This window comes from Kribbella sp. NPDC104218 (assembly GCF_055584105.1).
Genome location: NZ_JBVJMQ010000002.1, coordinates 634,430 through 647,639 on the forward strand (window position 1 = coordinate 634,430; position 13,210 = coordinate 647,639).

A 13,210-nucleotide genomic window follows, 5' to 3' on the forward strand; every position below is an offset into this window, starting at 1 on the left:
AGCGGCGTCATTCCAGCCGAAGCCGAGCCGTCAGCGCGTGGCCGGACATCAGCTCCGCGTCGGCGATGGCCGCGGTCGAGGGCGCGACTACGCGTGCGCCAGCTGGGGTTAGCCGCTGGTAGGTCACGGTCTTGAGGAACTTCCCGACCCACAGGCCGCCCGTGTAGCGCGCGGCGCGGCCGGTGGGGAGGACGTGGTTGGTGCCGATGGACTTGTCGGAGAAGGCGACCGTGGCCTCCGGGCCGATGAACAGCGAGCCGTAGTTGCGCAGGTTCGCGGCGTACCAGTCGTCGTCCGCGGTCTGGACCTCGAGGTGCTCGGGCGCGTACGCGTCCGAGATCTCGGCGGCCTCTTCGCGGGATTCGCAGACGACAACGGTGCCGTGCTCCTTCCAGGCGGCGCCCGCGACCTCGGCCGTCGGCCAGTCGGTTGCGAGCCAGCGCTCGACCTCGGCGATCACCGCCGTCCCGAAATCGCGATCGGTGGTGACCAGGAGGGCTGGGCTGTTCGGGCCGTGCTCGGCCTGACCCAGTAGATCGGCCGCGACCAACCGCGGGTCCGCGGTCTCGTCGGCGATGACGGCGACCTCGGTCGGACCGGCGAGCAGATCGATGCCGACCGTCCCGAACAGCTGCCGCTTGGCCTCGGCGACGTACGCGTTCCCGGCGCCGACCACGAGGTCGACCGGCGGCACGTCCTCGACGCCGAAGGCGAGCGCGGCGAAGGCCTGGACGCCGCCCAGGCAGACGATCGCGTCGGCGCCGGCCAGGTCCATCGTGTAGAGCTGCGGGCCGTAGATACCGGCGCCGTCGCGAGGCGGCGCGACCGCCACGACCGTGTCGACGCCCGCGACCTTCGGCACGGTGACGGTCATGATCGACGACGCGATCAGCGGGTAGCGGCCGCCGGGTGAGTACGAGCCAACCTTGGCCACTGGAAGGTGCTTGTGCCCGAGGACGACGCCGGGCAGCGTCTCGACCTCGAGGTCCGTCAGCGTCGCGCGCTGGGCCCGGGCGAACCGCTCGACCTGGGCCCGCGCGAACTCCAGCTGCGCGGCCAGCTCGGCGTCCACGGTCGCGGCGGCGGCCTTGATCTGCTCGGCCGGGACGACGAACGTCTCGGGATCCCAGCCGTCGAGCCGCGCCGACCAGCGCCGGATCGCGGCCTCGCCCTCCTGCTCGACCTCGGACAGGATCCGGCTGACGGTGTCGATCACGTCCTGCTGACGCGTGACCCGCTGCGGCCAGCCGGTCTTCAGGTGTTCGGCCATCGTCGCTCTCCTCGGATCGTCGCGGTTGCTCCCGGCGACGATACGAGGCGGGTGGCCGGCCGGGAACAGCCGGCCACCCATTGGTCTAGACCACTATCGGGTCCGGAGCACGAACCCGGTCTCGCCGGTCCACTGGTCCAGCGGCGAGTACCAGCCGTAGCTGGCACACGAGCGGTTCTGCTCACCGACGCAGTACGTCGGGAAGCCGGACTTGTCACTGCCGGAGATGATGCCGCCGGCGCGGACGTCGCTGCCGATCGGGATCGAGATCGGGCCGCCGCTGTCACCGGGACCCCAGACCGGGCCGCCGTTGTCGGTGCGGACGTCGACCATGCCGGTCGGGCAGAACTCGGGGTAGCAGTGCGTCGTCCCGTTGGAGACGATCCGCAGTCCGCAGATCGAACCGGAGTAGGCGCCCGAGCTGCAGGTGACCATGCCCGGGTGGTTGCCGGTCAGGCCGCGGACCGGCCAGAGCTCCTGGCCGCCGGTGTTACCCCACCACATCGAGGCCTGGAAGAAGCCCTTGTCATTGGCGTTCAGCGGCCGGATCGCCTCGATGTCGCGGTTCGTGTACCGGTTGCTGATCCAGCCGTACTGGCCGCCGTTCTCCGGGTTGCGGGCGCCGCCGCCGAGCCCGGAGCAGTGTGCGGCGGTGGCCATCGCCGAGTCGCCCTCCCAACCGAGCGAGAAACCCTCGGAACAACCGCCGCCGCCGTCGTTGCGCCAGCGCGCGCCGCCGAAGGCCTGCTGGTTCCAGCGGCTCTGCGTCCCGAAGCCGGACGGCTCGCTGGTCGCGACCGACGTCTGCGGGTTCTCGCCGACGACGGTGACGGCGATCCCGCCGGCCGCGGCCGAGATCGCGGACTTGGCAGCGGCCTTGGCCTGACCGCCCTTGACGCCGATCCGCAGTCCGGAACCGTCGTTGAGCGGACCGGACGAGACGACCTCGGCGCCGTCGATCGACTTACGTTGCGCGATCACCCGATCGGTGGCCTTCAGCAACTGCTGGAAGGAGTACTTCGCGGTCGGGACGGCGGTGATCGTGACGCCGGAGCTGTTCAGCCCGGCCTTGGTGACGGCGGCCGGGACCTGGCCCTGCCAGTAGAGCTTGATGCTGCTGGTGGCCGCGTCGACGACCAGACCGGCGTACCCGGAATCACCCGGGAGCTTGCGATGCGCGGCAGTGATGGCGTCGGCGACGTCGACGACCTTCGCCTGCTTCTCCCAGAACTCCGGCCCGGGGTTGTCGTGACCCGAGACGGACGGCGGCGGGGAGGACGGGGTGGGTTGGGCGATGGCGGGAGCCGAGAAGCCGGCTCCGACGGTGGCGGCGGCCGTCGCGGCGGCCGCTAGTACGACGAATTTTCGCATGACGAAACAGACCTTCCGATGGGGGCGGACAACAAAAGGCGGTTGTCACGCTAGTGCGGCCCACGACCGGAAGACAACGATGGACAGGGGTGAATACTGGTCTGCTGCGGTTTTGCCTCGATCGGGACAAGCGCCCGATCAGGCGATGGTGCCGAGCCGCTCCGAGATCGTGGCGGCCAGCTGGACCAGCGCCTCCTGGGCCTGTTTGCGCTTGTCGCGGTTCAGATCCCGGGAGAACGACGTCACCCCGACGGCGCCGGCGACCTGCTCGCCCGCGGCGAAGAAAGGCGCGGCGACACAGGCAATATCGGCCTGCTCCTCCTGGTCCTCGACGGCGTAGCCCTGCTTGTGGACCTTCGCCAGCTCGGCCCGGAAACTCGCCTCGTCGACCGGCTTGGCCTTCGGCCCGTAGCCCTGCTCGAGATGCCCGAGCAGCGGTACCAGCTCCTCCTCGGGCAGGAACGCGGCGATCGCTTTGCCCAGCGCGGTCAGGTTGAAATGCGAGACCTTGCCCGGATAGGTGTCGAACTGGACGAACCCGGGCATCGCCGCCTTCGCGACGTACACGATGCTCGTACCGGTCAGCACGCCGAGATGCACCGGCATGCCCAGCCGGTCGGCGACCTGCCGCATCTCGCGGTTCGCCACCGAGGACAGGTCGACCTTACGGATCAGCTGCGTCGCCAGGCCGTACAACCGCAGCGTCGGCCGCCAGAAGTGACTGCGCCCGACCACCCGGCGGCTCGCGTAATCACGCTGCTCGAGGGTGTAGACGATCGACGCGCAGGTCGCCAGCGGGATCTTCGCCTTCTTCGCCAGCGCGGTCAGCGTGAGCTCCTCGTCGGACTCGACCAGGGTCTCCAGGACCGTCAGCGCCCGCGCCACCGCCGGGGACGGCGACCGCTCGCCGGCCGGTTCACTGCTGACCATCTCGACTCCCGACTCCGGCAGAAACTTGCTGGAGTCTATCCCGAATCGAAGAGATCAATCTCGAATGACGAACCCTTCGGCGGTTCAGAACCCTTGCTCCGCGTAGTCGCGAAAGTCGGCCGGCGGCGCCACATCGACGTCCCGGCACCGCTTCTGGCGGGTCCACGGCCACTGGGTCAGGTAGAACACCGTGCGTCCGGTTTCGGTCATCGCGCGCCGGATCTTCCCGGCCGCGGCGGCGTCGGCGTAGTGCACCTCTCCGATGATCCACCCTTGGTGGTAACCGCGCTCGGCCATCGCCCGGTGCGCCGCGACGAACTGCTCGTACTCGTCCCCGTTGCCGTCGTCGTCGCCGTACAGATGGACGTCGAACACGTTCGGCAGGTTGCCGCCGTACACCTCGGCCATCGTCTCCACCCGGTTGGCGATCCAGACCGTCATCGAGAAGCCGACCGTGTCGCTCTTGCCGAACCGCGCGGTGTAGTCGGCCCACAGCCGGGTCGAGTAGTCCTGCAGGACCGGCTGCGTCGTCATCGGCAGCCCTTCGTTGAGCAGGTCGATCGTGTAGGGCAGACCGGCCGCGGCGATCAGCGGGCGCAGGTTCGCGATCAGGTCGCGGTTCTCGGCGTAGTGGCTGGGGCTGAAGGCGTCCCAGGTGTGCGGGTCGTTCTCGCCGATCGGGTGGAACGCGACCGCGACCTCCGCGAAGCCGGCCTGCTTGATCGCGGCCAGGTAGCCGGCCAGGTTGGCGCGGTGCCGGGGTGAGAGGTCGCCGCCGGTCGAGTCCATCGTGGTGCCGCCGGGCGGATTCCCGCGGCGGTGGAAGATGCCGATCCGGAGCCGGCGCTGGCCGCCGTCGTACAGGGTCTTGAGCGCGGCGCGGATCTCGGGCGCCGAGCGGTCGAAGGCGTCGATCGTGGAGTACGGCTCACGGTCGCAGCCGTCGAGCCGGAACCAGGTGAAGTTCGAGCCGCCGCGATGGACGGGGACGGCGGCTTCGGTCGCGGTGGCGGTCAGCGCGGAGGCGGTCAGCAGGAGGGCGGTGGCGAGGGTGAGCAGGTGACGGCGAACAGGCATGGGCGGGACACCTCGGTTGGCGTGGCGGTCGGGGGACAGGTTACGGTCGATGCGTTTCTCAACCAGTTGAGCAGGGAGTAGTTGACCGTGTCGGGATTGCAGTCGGCCGAGAAGCCGGAGAAGACGTTCTTCGGGCATCCGCGTGGGTTGATGACGCTGTTCACCACCGAGTTGTGGGAGCGGTTCAGCTACTACGGGATGCGGGCGATCCTGCTGCTGTACCTGACCGACCAGGCGCACGGCCTCGGGCTGGGCGAGTCGCTCGGGCAGGCGGTGGTGTCGATCTACGGCGCCTCGGTCTACCTGCTCTCGGTCCTCGGCGGCTGGTTCGCCGACCGCGTCTTCGGCGCCCGGCGGACGGTGCTGTACGGCGGCGTCGTGATCGTCGCGGGTCATCTGTGCCTGGCGTTGCCGGCCACCGGCCCGGCGTACCTCGGGATCGCGCTGGTTGCCCTGGGCACCGGACTGCTCAAGCCGAACGTGTCCACGATGGTCGGCACGCTGTACGAACAAGGTGACAAGCGCCGGGACTCGGCGTTCTCGATCTTCTACATGGGGATCAACATCGGCTCGTTCTCGGCGCCGTTCGTGGTCGGGTTCCTGCGCCGCGAGTTCGGTTTCCATGTCGCGTTCGCGGCCGCCGCGGTCGGTATGTCGCTCGCGCTGGTCGCCTACCTGCTCGGCCGCCGGACGCTGCACGGCCGCGGCGACACCCCGCCGAACCCGCTGACCGCCGCGGACCGGCCGGGGATGATCAAGGTCAGCGTCGCCGTCCTGGTGCTGCTCGGCGCCGTCTTCGGGCTCTCGGCCTGGCTGTCCGGCGGGATCGGCCCGAAACCGGTCGTCGACGCGATCTCGTACCTGTGCTTCCTGGCCCCGATCGCCTACTTCACGATGCTGCTCCGCAGCCCGCTGGTGACGCCGGCCGAGCGGCAGCGCGTCCGCGCCTACATCCCGCTGTTCATCGCGGCGATGCTGTTCTTCATGGTCTTCGAGCAGGCCGCGACCACGCTGACGTCGTTCGCCGCCGACCGCACCGACCTCAATCTCTTCGGCGCCACCCTCTCGCCGGAGTTCTTCCAGTCGGTGAACCCGTTCTCGATCATCATCCTGGCGCCGGTGTTCGCGGTGATCTGGATCAAACTCGGCGACCGCGGTCCGGGGATCGGCCAGAAGTTCGCCACCGGCCTGCTGCTCGCCGGGATCTCCTTCGCCGTGATGGCCCTGGCCTCCCAGGTCGTCGGCGACCAGCTCGCCTCGCCGCTGTGGCTCGTCCTCGTCTACGTCATCCAGACCCTCGGTGAGCTCTTCCTCTCCCCCGTCGGCCTCGCCGCCACCACGGTGCTCGCGCCCCGCGCCTTCCTCAGCCAGATGATGGCGCTCTGGTTCCTCGCTCCCGCCGCCGGTCAAGCGATCACCGCCCAACTCGTCCAAGCCACCGAAGGCGCCTCCGACACCGCCTACTTCGGCGGCCTGGCCATCGTCACGATCGTCTTCGCCCTCGTCCTCTACACCCTCTCCCCGTGGATCCGCCGCCACACCGCCACCGACAACCCCACCAACCCGGCCTGACCCGCGCCACCCTTTCACCCCCGGCAGAACTCCCCTACGACCACCGCCGAACCCCTTGACCCACACCCCGTCCAGGCTCGTCCCGCGGATGGAGCGGCGTCCCCCGCTGGGCCTACCACCGCCGCCGCCAACTCACCCCAGCTGCGTGAGCTCGCGCAACCGCCGGTTGTAGTAGTCGAGAACAGCCCGGACCCCATGCGGATCGTCGATCCGCAAGAACCGCCGAGCCTCGGCAGCCTTCAGCTGCTCCTCCTCCCAATGCGCCATCACCTCCAGATCAGGCGACGCCTTCACCCGCTCACGCCCCAACCGCGCACTGCACTCCCCCAAGAAGAAGCTGATCGCATCCCTGGCCAGCGACAAGTTCATCGCCTCCTCATCAGACAACCCATGCGGCCCCAACTGCCCCAACACCGACTCGTCCCCACCCTCCGTCATCCCCCAACCCCCCGGCTCAGCTCGGCGACGACGGCGGCGGCGAGCTGGGGTGAGCCACTCCAGCTGCCGCCCGGGTCGCGGTGGGCGGCAGCGACGACCGCGGCGCCACGACGGAAGACGAAGACGTCGTCCGCCAACGCGCCGGACTGGACGGCGGCGATCGTCCGCGGAATGCCTTGGTAGCAGGTGTCGTGGTTCGACTGGGCTACGAACCGCCCGCGCCCGTTGGCCGCGAGCTGGTCGAGGTAACGCGCGACGATGCCCAACCGGCTGAGCGCCTCGGGGACGGCGAGAGCGGCGACCTCGACCCGGAAACCCGCCGTGCGGAAGCTCGACGCGACGCCGCGGAACTCGTCGGGGTCGGCGAGCGCGGTCTCGACGACGGTGTGGCAGCGGCGCTCGCGGGCCCACTGCTCGGCCGCCGCGTGCCAGAGCCGGGTGTCCACCCGGGTGTACGCGCCCGCCGTCCGCTCGTCCGCCTGTTGCAGCCGGAAGTAGTCCGGATGGTAGGGCTTGTAGAAGTCACCGCAGATATGAGCGATCTGCCCGCGGAGGCCCATCGTGTGCGCGATCAGATCGGTTGTCGCGGTCTCGCTGGCGCCCGGCTGGCCGCCGACGAACGCCACGACCGGATGCTCCTGCGGCGCCACCGGCTCGAGGCGATCCGGCACAATCTCGGTCGCGAAGATCTCCTGATGCTGCTCGGCGCCGAGGCGGTAGCGTTGCAGATCGACCTCAGGCATCGGCGCGGCCGTTGATCTCGCGGACGCGCGCGCCGTAGGTCTGCATCGTCGCGCGGATGGCCGCGGCATCGTCCGCATGCAGAGCCTGACTGGCTTTGACTGCCGCCTGGCGTTCTTCCTGCCAGTGCTCGACGGTCGAGTGGTCGGGGGTTGGTTTGCGGCGTTCGGTCCAGTAGCGGTCGGTGCAGTAGGCGATGAAGAGGCTGATGGTGTCCTGGGCGACTTCGAAGCTGATCGCCTGCTCGTCGTCCCACTCGTGGGGGTGGACTGCGCCGAGGATCGAATCGTTGTCGGTCATGTGACAACTCTTGCCGGTGTGCTTCGGGTGCCGCAACCGAGCCGGGCGCTACCTGTGGATAAGTCAGCGGGCGCGGGGGCGGGGTTTGAGGGTGGTGGCGGGGAGGGGTGGGGCGGGGAGGGGGTCGCCTTCGTAGCCGGGGACGGCGGGGAAGCGGGGGTGGGAGGTGGTGAGGGAGGTGGTCCAGTCGGCGCGGGCCTGGACGATGTCTTCGTGGGTGCGGCCGATGAAGTTCCACCACATGACGAGTTGTTCGGTGAAGGGTTCGCCGCCGAGCAGCAGACAGCGGACTCCGTTGTCGGAGGCAACCAAATGGATCGACTCGCGGCCGGCGCCGAGGTAGGCGAGCTGGCCGAACGACGGGGTCAGGTCGCCGACGGTCAGCGCGCCGTCGACGATCAGGACGGCGTACTCGTTCGCGGGGGTGAGCGGGAGCTCGATGGTCCGGCCGGGCTCGATGGTGAGGTCGGCGCCGACGAGCGGTGTGTACGCCGGGGCCGGTGAGGTCACGCCGGCGACGGTGCCGATCATGACCGTGAGCTTGCCGCCGTTGAGGTCGACGCGCGGGAGGTCGGCGTACGCGTTGAAGGCCGGGGCGACCGTCGTCCGGACCGAGTCGGGCAGGGCGACCCAGAGCTGGGCGCCGTGCAGGGTCGGGGGCGCGTCGGGGGTGGAGACCTCGGAGTGGGCGATGCCATTGCCGGCGGTCATGATGTTCAGCTCGCCGGGCCGGACGAGCGCATGCGAGCCGACGCTGTCGCGATGCTCGATCTCGCCCTCGAAGAGCCAGCTGACCGTCTGCAGGCTGGTGTGCGGATGCGGCGGCACGAGCATCCCGCGCTCCCCCGGCACGTCGTACGGATCGACGCGGACGCTCAGGTCGTCGGGCCCGTAGTGGTCGACGAAACACCAGGCGCCGACCATCCGGCGGTTCTTGTTCGGCAGCAGCCGGCGCACCTTCGTCGACCGCCCGAGCACCACCTCGCGCGGCTCCAGCAGCTCGAACACCGGCCCCTGCGCGTCGCCGGTGCAGACAACCTCGGCCGGATCCTTCTCCAGGTCGCTCATGTCATGAAATGTACGCCGCCACCCGAACAGCCTTCGAGTGGTGCGGTGACCTGTCGTCATCGGACAATTACCTATGGTCCAACGGCGTCATCTGGCGGCTCTCTCGTTCACCGCCCTGATCGTGGCCGTGGCCGCGCTCCTGATGACGCAGACCGACAGCCAACTGGTCGACGTCCTCTCGTTCAGCGGGACGGCGATCGCGATCGTGGTCTCGTTCTGGGCCGCCGGGCGGCAGGCGCCGGCCGCACCGGAGATCCCGTCGCTGTCGGTCCAGCTCGCGAGCCGGTCCGAGCGGCAGCGACTGCGCGACGCCAACGCCAACCAGCTGAACGAAGGCCCGCTGACCGTCTCCTGGGCCGCCGGGCCGAGCGAGCTGATGGACCGCGACGCCCGCGCCGTCCCCCGCCGCCGCCTGACCGGGGACTCCGAGGGCATCATCGAGCAGCTCCTCCGCGTGCCGAACCACCGCTGGGTCGTGCTCGGGGACGGCGGCGCCGGCAAAAGCGCGTTGTTGCTGCTGCTCACCAAGCGGTTGCTGGCCGACCCGGCGCGGGTCCGCGGCCGCGTGCCGGTCATCGTCCCGCTCGCCGCATGGGACGCCGAAAGCACCGTCGAGGAGTTCCTGACCGCGTACGTGACCAAGCAGTTTCCCGGCCTCGTGTTCGCGCCGAAGGCGAACCGCGAGGAAGAGCTGCGGGACTTCGTCCGCAACCACATGCTGCCGCTGTTCGACGGGTTGGACGAGCTGTCCGTAGAGCGGCACACCTCCGTGCTCAAAGAGCTCTCCGAAGAGGACGCCGACTTCCCATTCGTCCTGACGAGCCGGATGAAGGCGTACTCCGACGCGGTCGCCGCGCGTCGCCCGCTGGCCGGGGCTGCGGTCGTCCAGCTCAAACCGCTGAGCAGCGCGCAGATCCTCCGCTACCTGCAGGAGACCCCGAAATGCGCGGTCGATGGCTGGCGGCAGCTCCTGCACCGCGACAAACCCGTGGCCCGGGCGCTCGACACGCCGCTGATGGTCTGGCTGGCCGCCGTCTCGTACGCCGAAACGCCGGACGATCTGGTCGGCCGCGACAAGAACGGCGACGCGCTCGTCCGGAGCGGGGGCGACGACAAAGTCGCCGAGCGGATCCGCGACCGGTTGCTCGACGGGCTGATCAAGGCCCGGTTCGACGGCCACAAACGCTGGGGTGTGCAGCGGTGGACGGCCGCGCAGGCCGAGACGTGGCTGACCAACCTGGCGATCGAGGTCGAACGGCGCCGCGCGACGCCCGACCCGGAGAACCAGACGGACGACGTCGACGGCCGGATCGCCTGGTGGCGGCTGGCCGATTCGGCGGAGCCGTTGGTCAGTCACCTGACTGCGCTGGCCGCGTTGCTCACCACCGGCCTCGGCGTCGGGATCGGGGTCGGCTACCTCTTCGGGCCGGTCTGGGGCGCCTGGTGCGGGCTGGTGCTCGGCGTCCTGATCGGCGTCCGGGGCGCACGGTCCCGGCTGAAGCCGACGACGGTCGAGTTCCGGCTCAGCCTGGACCTGTTCCCGATCGGGCTGGCCGGCGGGCTCTTCGTCGGGCTGGTCGGCGGCGCGGCGGTCTTCGTCCTCGACCACGACCTGTCGGCGGTCTGGGCGCTCGTCGGCTTCGGCCTGCCGCTCGGCGCGGTCTACGGGCTGACGAGCCCGGTGAACGTCGCGAAGGCGGTCAGCCCGGCCATCGTGCTCAAACGCGAGCGCATCTTCGTCCTCGCGTTCGTCCTGGCCTACGGCCTCGCCTGCGGGATCGCCGGCTGGATCTTGTCCGGGCCATTGTTCGCGATGGCGATCGGCATCACCGCAGGCCTGTCGGGCGGCCTGTTCAACGGGCTGCCCTGGGCCGTCATCCACTGGGGTCTGCGGACCAAGGGCGTCAACCCGGACGCCGGAGCGGTCGCCTGGTTCCGCTTCCTGCTCGCCAAGCTCACCTGGCTGCGCGGCTCCCGGCTGCCCTGGCGGCTACTGACCTTCCTCGAGGACGCGCGCCGGCGCGGCATCCTGCAGCAGGTCGGCGCGACCTACCGCTTCCGTCACGCCGGCTTGTCGCGCCGCTTGGTCGTCCAGGCCAGCAAGTCGTCCAAGTCCCAGGTGTTGACGACGCGGTCCGGCGCGATGTCACAGGCTTCGGCGCGTTCGCAGCCGTAGACCTGCCAGTCGAGCTGGCCGGGGGCGTGCGCGTCGGTGTCGATCGCGAACACGCAGTCCATCTCGGCGGCCAGGGCGAGCAGCCGCGTCGGCGGGTCGAGGCGCTCGGGGCGGGAGTTGATCTCGACCGCGGTGCCGAACTGCCGGCAGGCCTCGAAGACGACCTCCGCGTCGAAGTCGGACTCCGGGCGGGTGCCGCGGTCGCCGGTGATCAGGCGGCCGGTGCAGTGGCCGAGGATGTCGACGTGCGGGTTCGCGATCGCGCGGACCATCCGCTCGGTCATCGGCTCGGCGGCCATCCGCAGTTTGGAGTGCACGCTGGCGACCACGATGTCGAGCCGGGCCAGGATCTCGGTGTCGCAGTCCAGCGCGCCGTCGTCCAGGATGTCGACCTCGATCCCGTTCAGGATCTTGAAGCCGTCGAGCTCGGCGGACAGCTTCTTGTTGAGCTCGGCAACGACGTCGAGCTGCTGCAGGCGGCGCTCGCGGGACAGCCCGTTCGCGACCTTGAGCCGGGGCGAGTGGTCGGTGAGCGCGAGGTACTTGTGGCCGAGCCGGTGCGCCGTCCGGGCCATCTCCTCGATCGGGCTACCGCCGTCGGACCACTCCGAGTGCAGATGCAGGTCGGCCTGTAGAGCCGCGCGCATCGTCGTCCCCTCGGCGGTCAGCTCACCCGCCGAGCCCTCCAGCTTGGTCAGGTACGACGGCGTCGCGCCGTCCATCGCCTCGAGGATGACCGCCTCGGTCTTCGGCCCGATCCCCGGCAGCTCGGTCAGGGTCCCGGCCCGCCGCCGCGCCCGCACCTCGGCCGCCGGCAGCGCCTCGATCGTGTCCGCCGCCCGCCGGTAGGCCTTCACCCGGTGCGTGGGCTGCCGGTCCCGCTCGAGGTAGTACCCGATCGCCCGCAGCGCCTCCACGGCGGCATCCACGCCGGCCTTGTCCGTCATGTGCCCATCATTGCGCAGCCGGACCGTATTGTCGGTGCGTGGCGAAGGAGGCGGAGCGGGAGCACCGGGCGCGGGCTGAGCGGTTGCAGGCGCAGACGGGCGCGTTGGCGACCGCGGCGACGGCGGCGATGGACGAGCGGCTGCCGTGGTTCCGGGAGTTGTCGGCGCAGGACCGGTCGTGGATCGGGCTGGTCGCACAGTCGGGGATCACCGCGTTCGTCGACTGGTTCCGCGATCCGGAGGAGCACTCGTCGATGCCGACGCGGATCTTCGGGTCGGCGCCGCGCGAGTTCACCCGGGTGATCTCGCTGCACCAGACCGTCGACCTGGTCCGGACGACGATCGACGTGATGGAGACGGCGTTCGCCGATCTGCTGCCGCCGGACGACGTGCCGGCCGTGCACGAGGCGATGCAGCGGTACGCGCGAGAGGTCGCGTTCGCGGCGGCGACCGTCTATGCGCAGGCCGCCGAGATGCGCGGCGCCTGGGACGCCCGGCTGGAGGCGCTCCTCGTCGACTCGGTCATCCGCGGCGAGGCCGACGACTCGGTCCGCTCCCGCGCCTCGGCGCTCGGCTGGTCCGGCGCCGCCGGGACGACGGGATCGGCGGACGTCGCCGTCGTCGTCGGCCGCGCCCCGGCGTCCGGGCAGAACGCGCAGGTCGCGGACGCCGTCCGGCACGCGGCCCGCGAGGCGGGTGCTGACGCTCTGTGCGCGATCCAGGGCGACCGGCTGGTGCTGGTACTCGGCGGTACGGCCAAACCTGTGGAGATCGTACAAAGGCTCGCGCACTGGTTCGGTCCCGGCCCGATCGTGGTCGGGCCGGTGGTGAAAGACCTGATGGCGGCCGTGACGTCGGCCCGGGCGGCCGTCGCCGGGATGCGCGCGGCGGCCGCCTGGCCGGCCGCGCCGCGCCCGGTCCAGGCCGACGAGCTGCTCCCGGAGCGATCACTCTCCGGAGACGGCCACGCCCGCCGCCAGCTCGCCACCGACGTCTACGCACCGCTCACCGCAGGCGACGGCGTCCTGCTCGACACCGTCTCGGCGTACCTGGACTCGGGCGGCTCGATCGAGGCGACGGCCCGGGCGATGTTCATCCACGCCAATACCGTCCGGTACCGGCTGAAGCGTGTGGCCGAAGTCACGGGCTACCAGCCGCTGAATCCCCGCGACGCTTTCACGCTGCGTGTCGCACTCGCCCTCGGCCGCCTGCTCAATCCCGAGCCCGGGAGCACCGTTTTGTAGGATTCCTCCAAAGAGCGCCGGTCAGAATTCGTGCTGCATTCCGGCCCGCGCGGGCAGCCGTTCAGGGAGAGTGGTC

12 protein-coding genes are annotated in these 13,210 nt (G+C 70.3%); 3 read left to right on the forward strand and 9 right to left on the reverse strand.

Annotation, left to right across the window (positions count from 1 at the left end; all coding sequences use genetic code 11):
• Positions 1-7: 7 nt before the first annotated feature.
• The 4 genes from hisD to ACZ6ZD_RS18905 all read right to left on the reverse strand — a co-directional run bounded on the left by hisD (position 8) and on the right by ACZ6ZD_RS18905 (position 4,648).
• Entirely contained in the window at positions 8-1,270 is a 1,263-nt protein-coding gene (gene hisD / locus ACZ6ZD_RS18890) for a histidinol dehydrogenase (RefSeq protein ID WP_465673739.1), read from the reverse strand.
• Between the two features lie 93 nt (positions 1,271-1,363).
• Positions 1,364-2,641, reverse strand: a complete 1,278-nt coding sequence (locus tag ACZ6ZD_RS18895) for a chymotrypsin family serine protease (RefSeq protein ID WP_465673741.1) — start codon at positions 2,639-2,641, stop codon at positions 1,364-1,366.
• A gap of 138 nt (positions 2,642-2,779) precedes the next feature.
• Positions 2,780-3,571, reverse strand: coding sequence for an IclR family transcriptional regulator (locus ACZ6ZD_RS18900; protein ID WP_171670696.1), 792 nt, complete (start codon positions 3,569-3,571; stop codon positions 2,780-2,782).
• A gap of 84 nt (positions 3,572-3,655) precedes the next feature.
• Positions 3,656-4,648 carry a hypothetical protein gene (locus ACZ6ZD_RS18905; RefSeq protein ID WP_465673743.1) on the reverse strand — a complete coding sequence of 331 codons (993 nt, stop codon included), beginning with the start codon at positions 4,646-4,648 and terminating at the stop codon, positions 3,656-3,658.
• 87 nt (positions 4,649-4,735) lie between these two features.
• On the opposite strand from ACZ6ZD_RS18905, the gene ACZ6ZD_RS18910 reads away from it, so the two are divergent.
• Positions 4,736-6,220 (forward strand): peptide MFS transporter, encoded by a 1,485-nt coding sequence (locus tag ACZ6ZD_RS18910; protein WP_465673745.1) that lies wholly within the window; start codon positions 4,736-4,738, stop codon positions 6,218-6,220.
• A 132-nt stretch (positions 6,221-6,352) separates the two neighbouring features.
• Here ACZ6ZD_RS18910 and ACZ6ZD_RS18915 read toward each other — a convergent pair whose 3' ends face one another.
• From ACZ6ZD_RS18915 to ACZ6ZD_RS18930, 4 genes are all read right to left on the reverse strand, one after another.
• The gene (locus tag ACZ6ZD_RS18915; RefSeq protein WP_465673747.1) at positions 6,353-6,658 is read right to left on the reverse strand and encodes a hypothetical protein; all 306 of its coding nucleotides are present in this window, start codon (positions 6,656-6,658) and stop codon (positions 6,353-6,355) included.
• A complete protein-coding gene (locus tag ACZ6ZD_RS18920) occupies positions 6,655-7,401 on the reverse strand; it encodes a zeta toxin family protein (RefSeq protein WP_465673749.1) in 747 nt (248 codons plus the stop codon). The genes ACZ6ZD_RS18915 and ACZ6ZD_RS18920 overlap by 4 nt, the downstream gene beginning before the upstream one ends.
• Positions 7,394-7,699 (reverse strand): hypothetical protein, encoded by a 306-nt coding sequence (locus ACZ6ZD_RS18925; protein ID WP_465673751.1) that lies wholly within the window; start codon positions 7,697-7,699, stop codon positions 7,394-7,396. The genes ACZ6ZD_RS18920 and ACZ6ZD_RS18925 overlap by 8 nt, the downstream gene beginning before the upstream one ends.
• Positions 7,700-7,762: 63 nt before the next feature.
• Positions 7,763-8,767 (reverse strand): pirin family protein, encoded by a 1,005-nt coding sequence (locus ACZ6ZD_RS18930; RefSeq protein ID WP_465673753.1) that lies wholly within the window; start codon positions 8,765-8,767, stop codon positions 7,763-7,765.
• 73 nt (positions 8,768-8,840) lie between these two features.
• Here ACZ6ZD_RS18930 and ACZ6ZD_RS18935 point away from each other — a divergent pair, with 73 nt between their 5' ends.
• Complete coding sequence (locus ACZ6ZD_RS18935) at positions 8,841-10,943, forward strand: hypothetical protein (RefSeq protein WP_465673755.1); 2,103 nt, start codon at positions 8,841-8,843, stop codon at positions 10,941-10,943.
• Here ACZ6ZD_RS18935 and ACZ6ZD_RS18940 read toward each other — a convergent pair.
• A complete protein-coding gene (locus tag ACZ6ZD_RS18940; protein ID WP_465673757.1) occupies positions 10,829-11,890 on the reverse strand; it encodes a PHP domain-containing protein in 1,062 nt (353 codons plus the stop codon). The genes ACZ6ZD_RS18935 and ACZ6ZD_RS18940 overlap by 115 nt on opposite strands.
• A 38-nt stretch (positions 11,891-11,928) precedes the next feature.
• Here ACZ6ZD_RS18940 and ACZ6ZD_RS18945 point away from each other — a divergent pair, with 38 nt between their 5' ends.
• Positions 11,929-13,134 (forward strand): PucR family transcriptional regulator, encoded by a 1,206-nt coding sequence (locus ACZ6ZD_RS18945; protein ID WP_465673759.1) that lies wholly within the window; start codon positions 11,929-11,931, stop codon positions 13,132-13,134.
• Positions 13,135-13,210 lie beyond the last annotated feature (76 nt).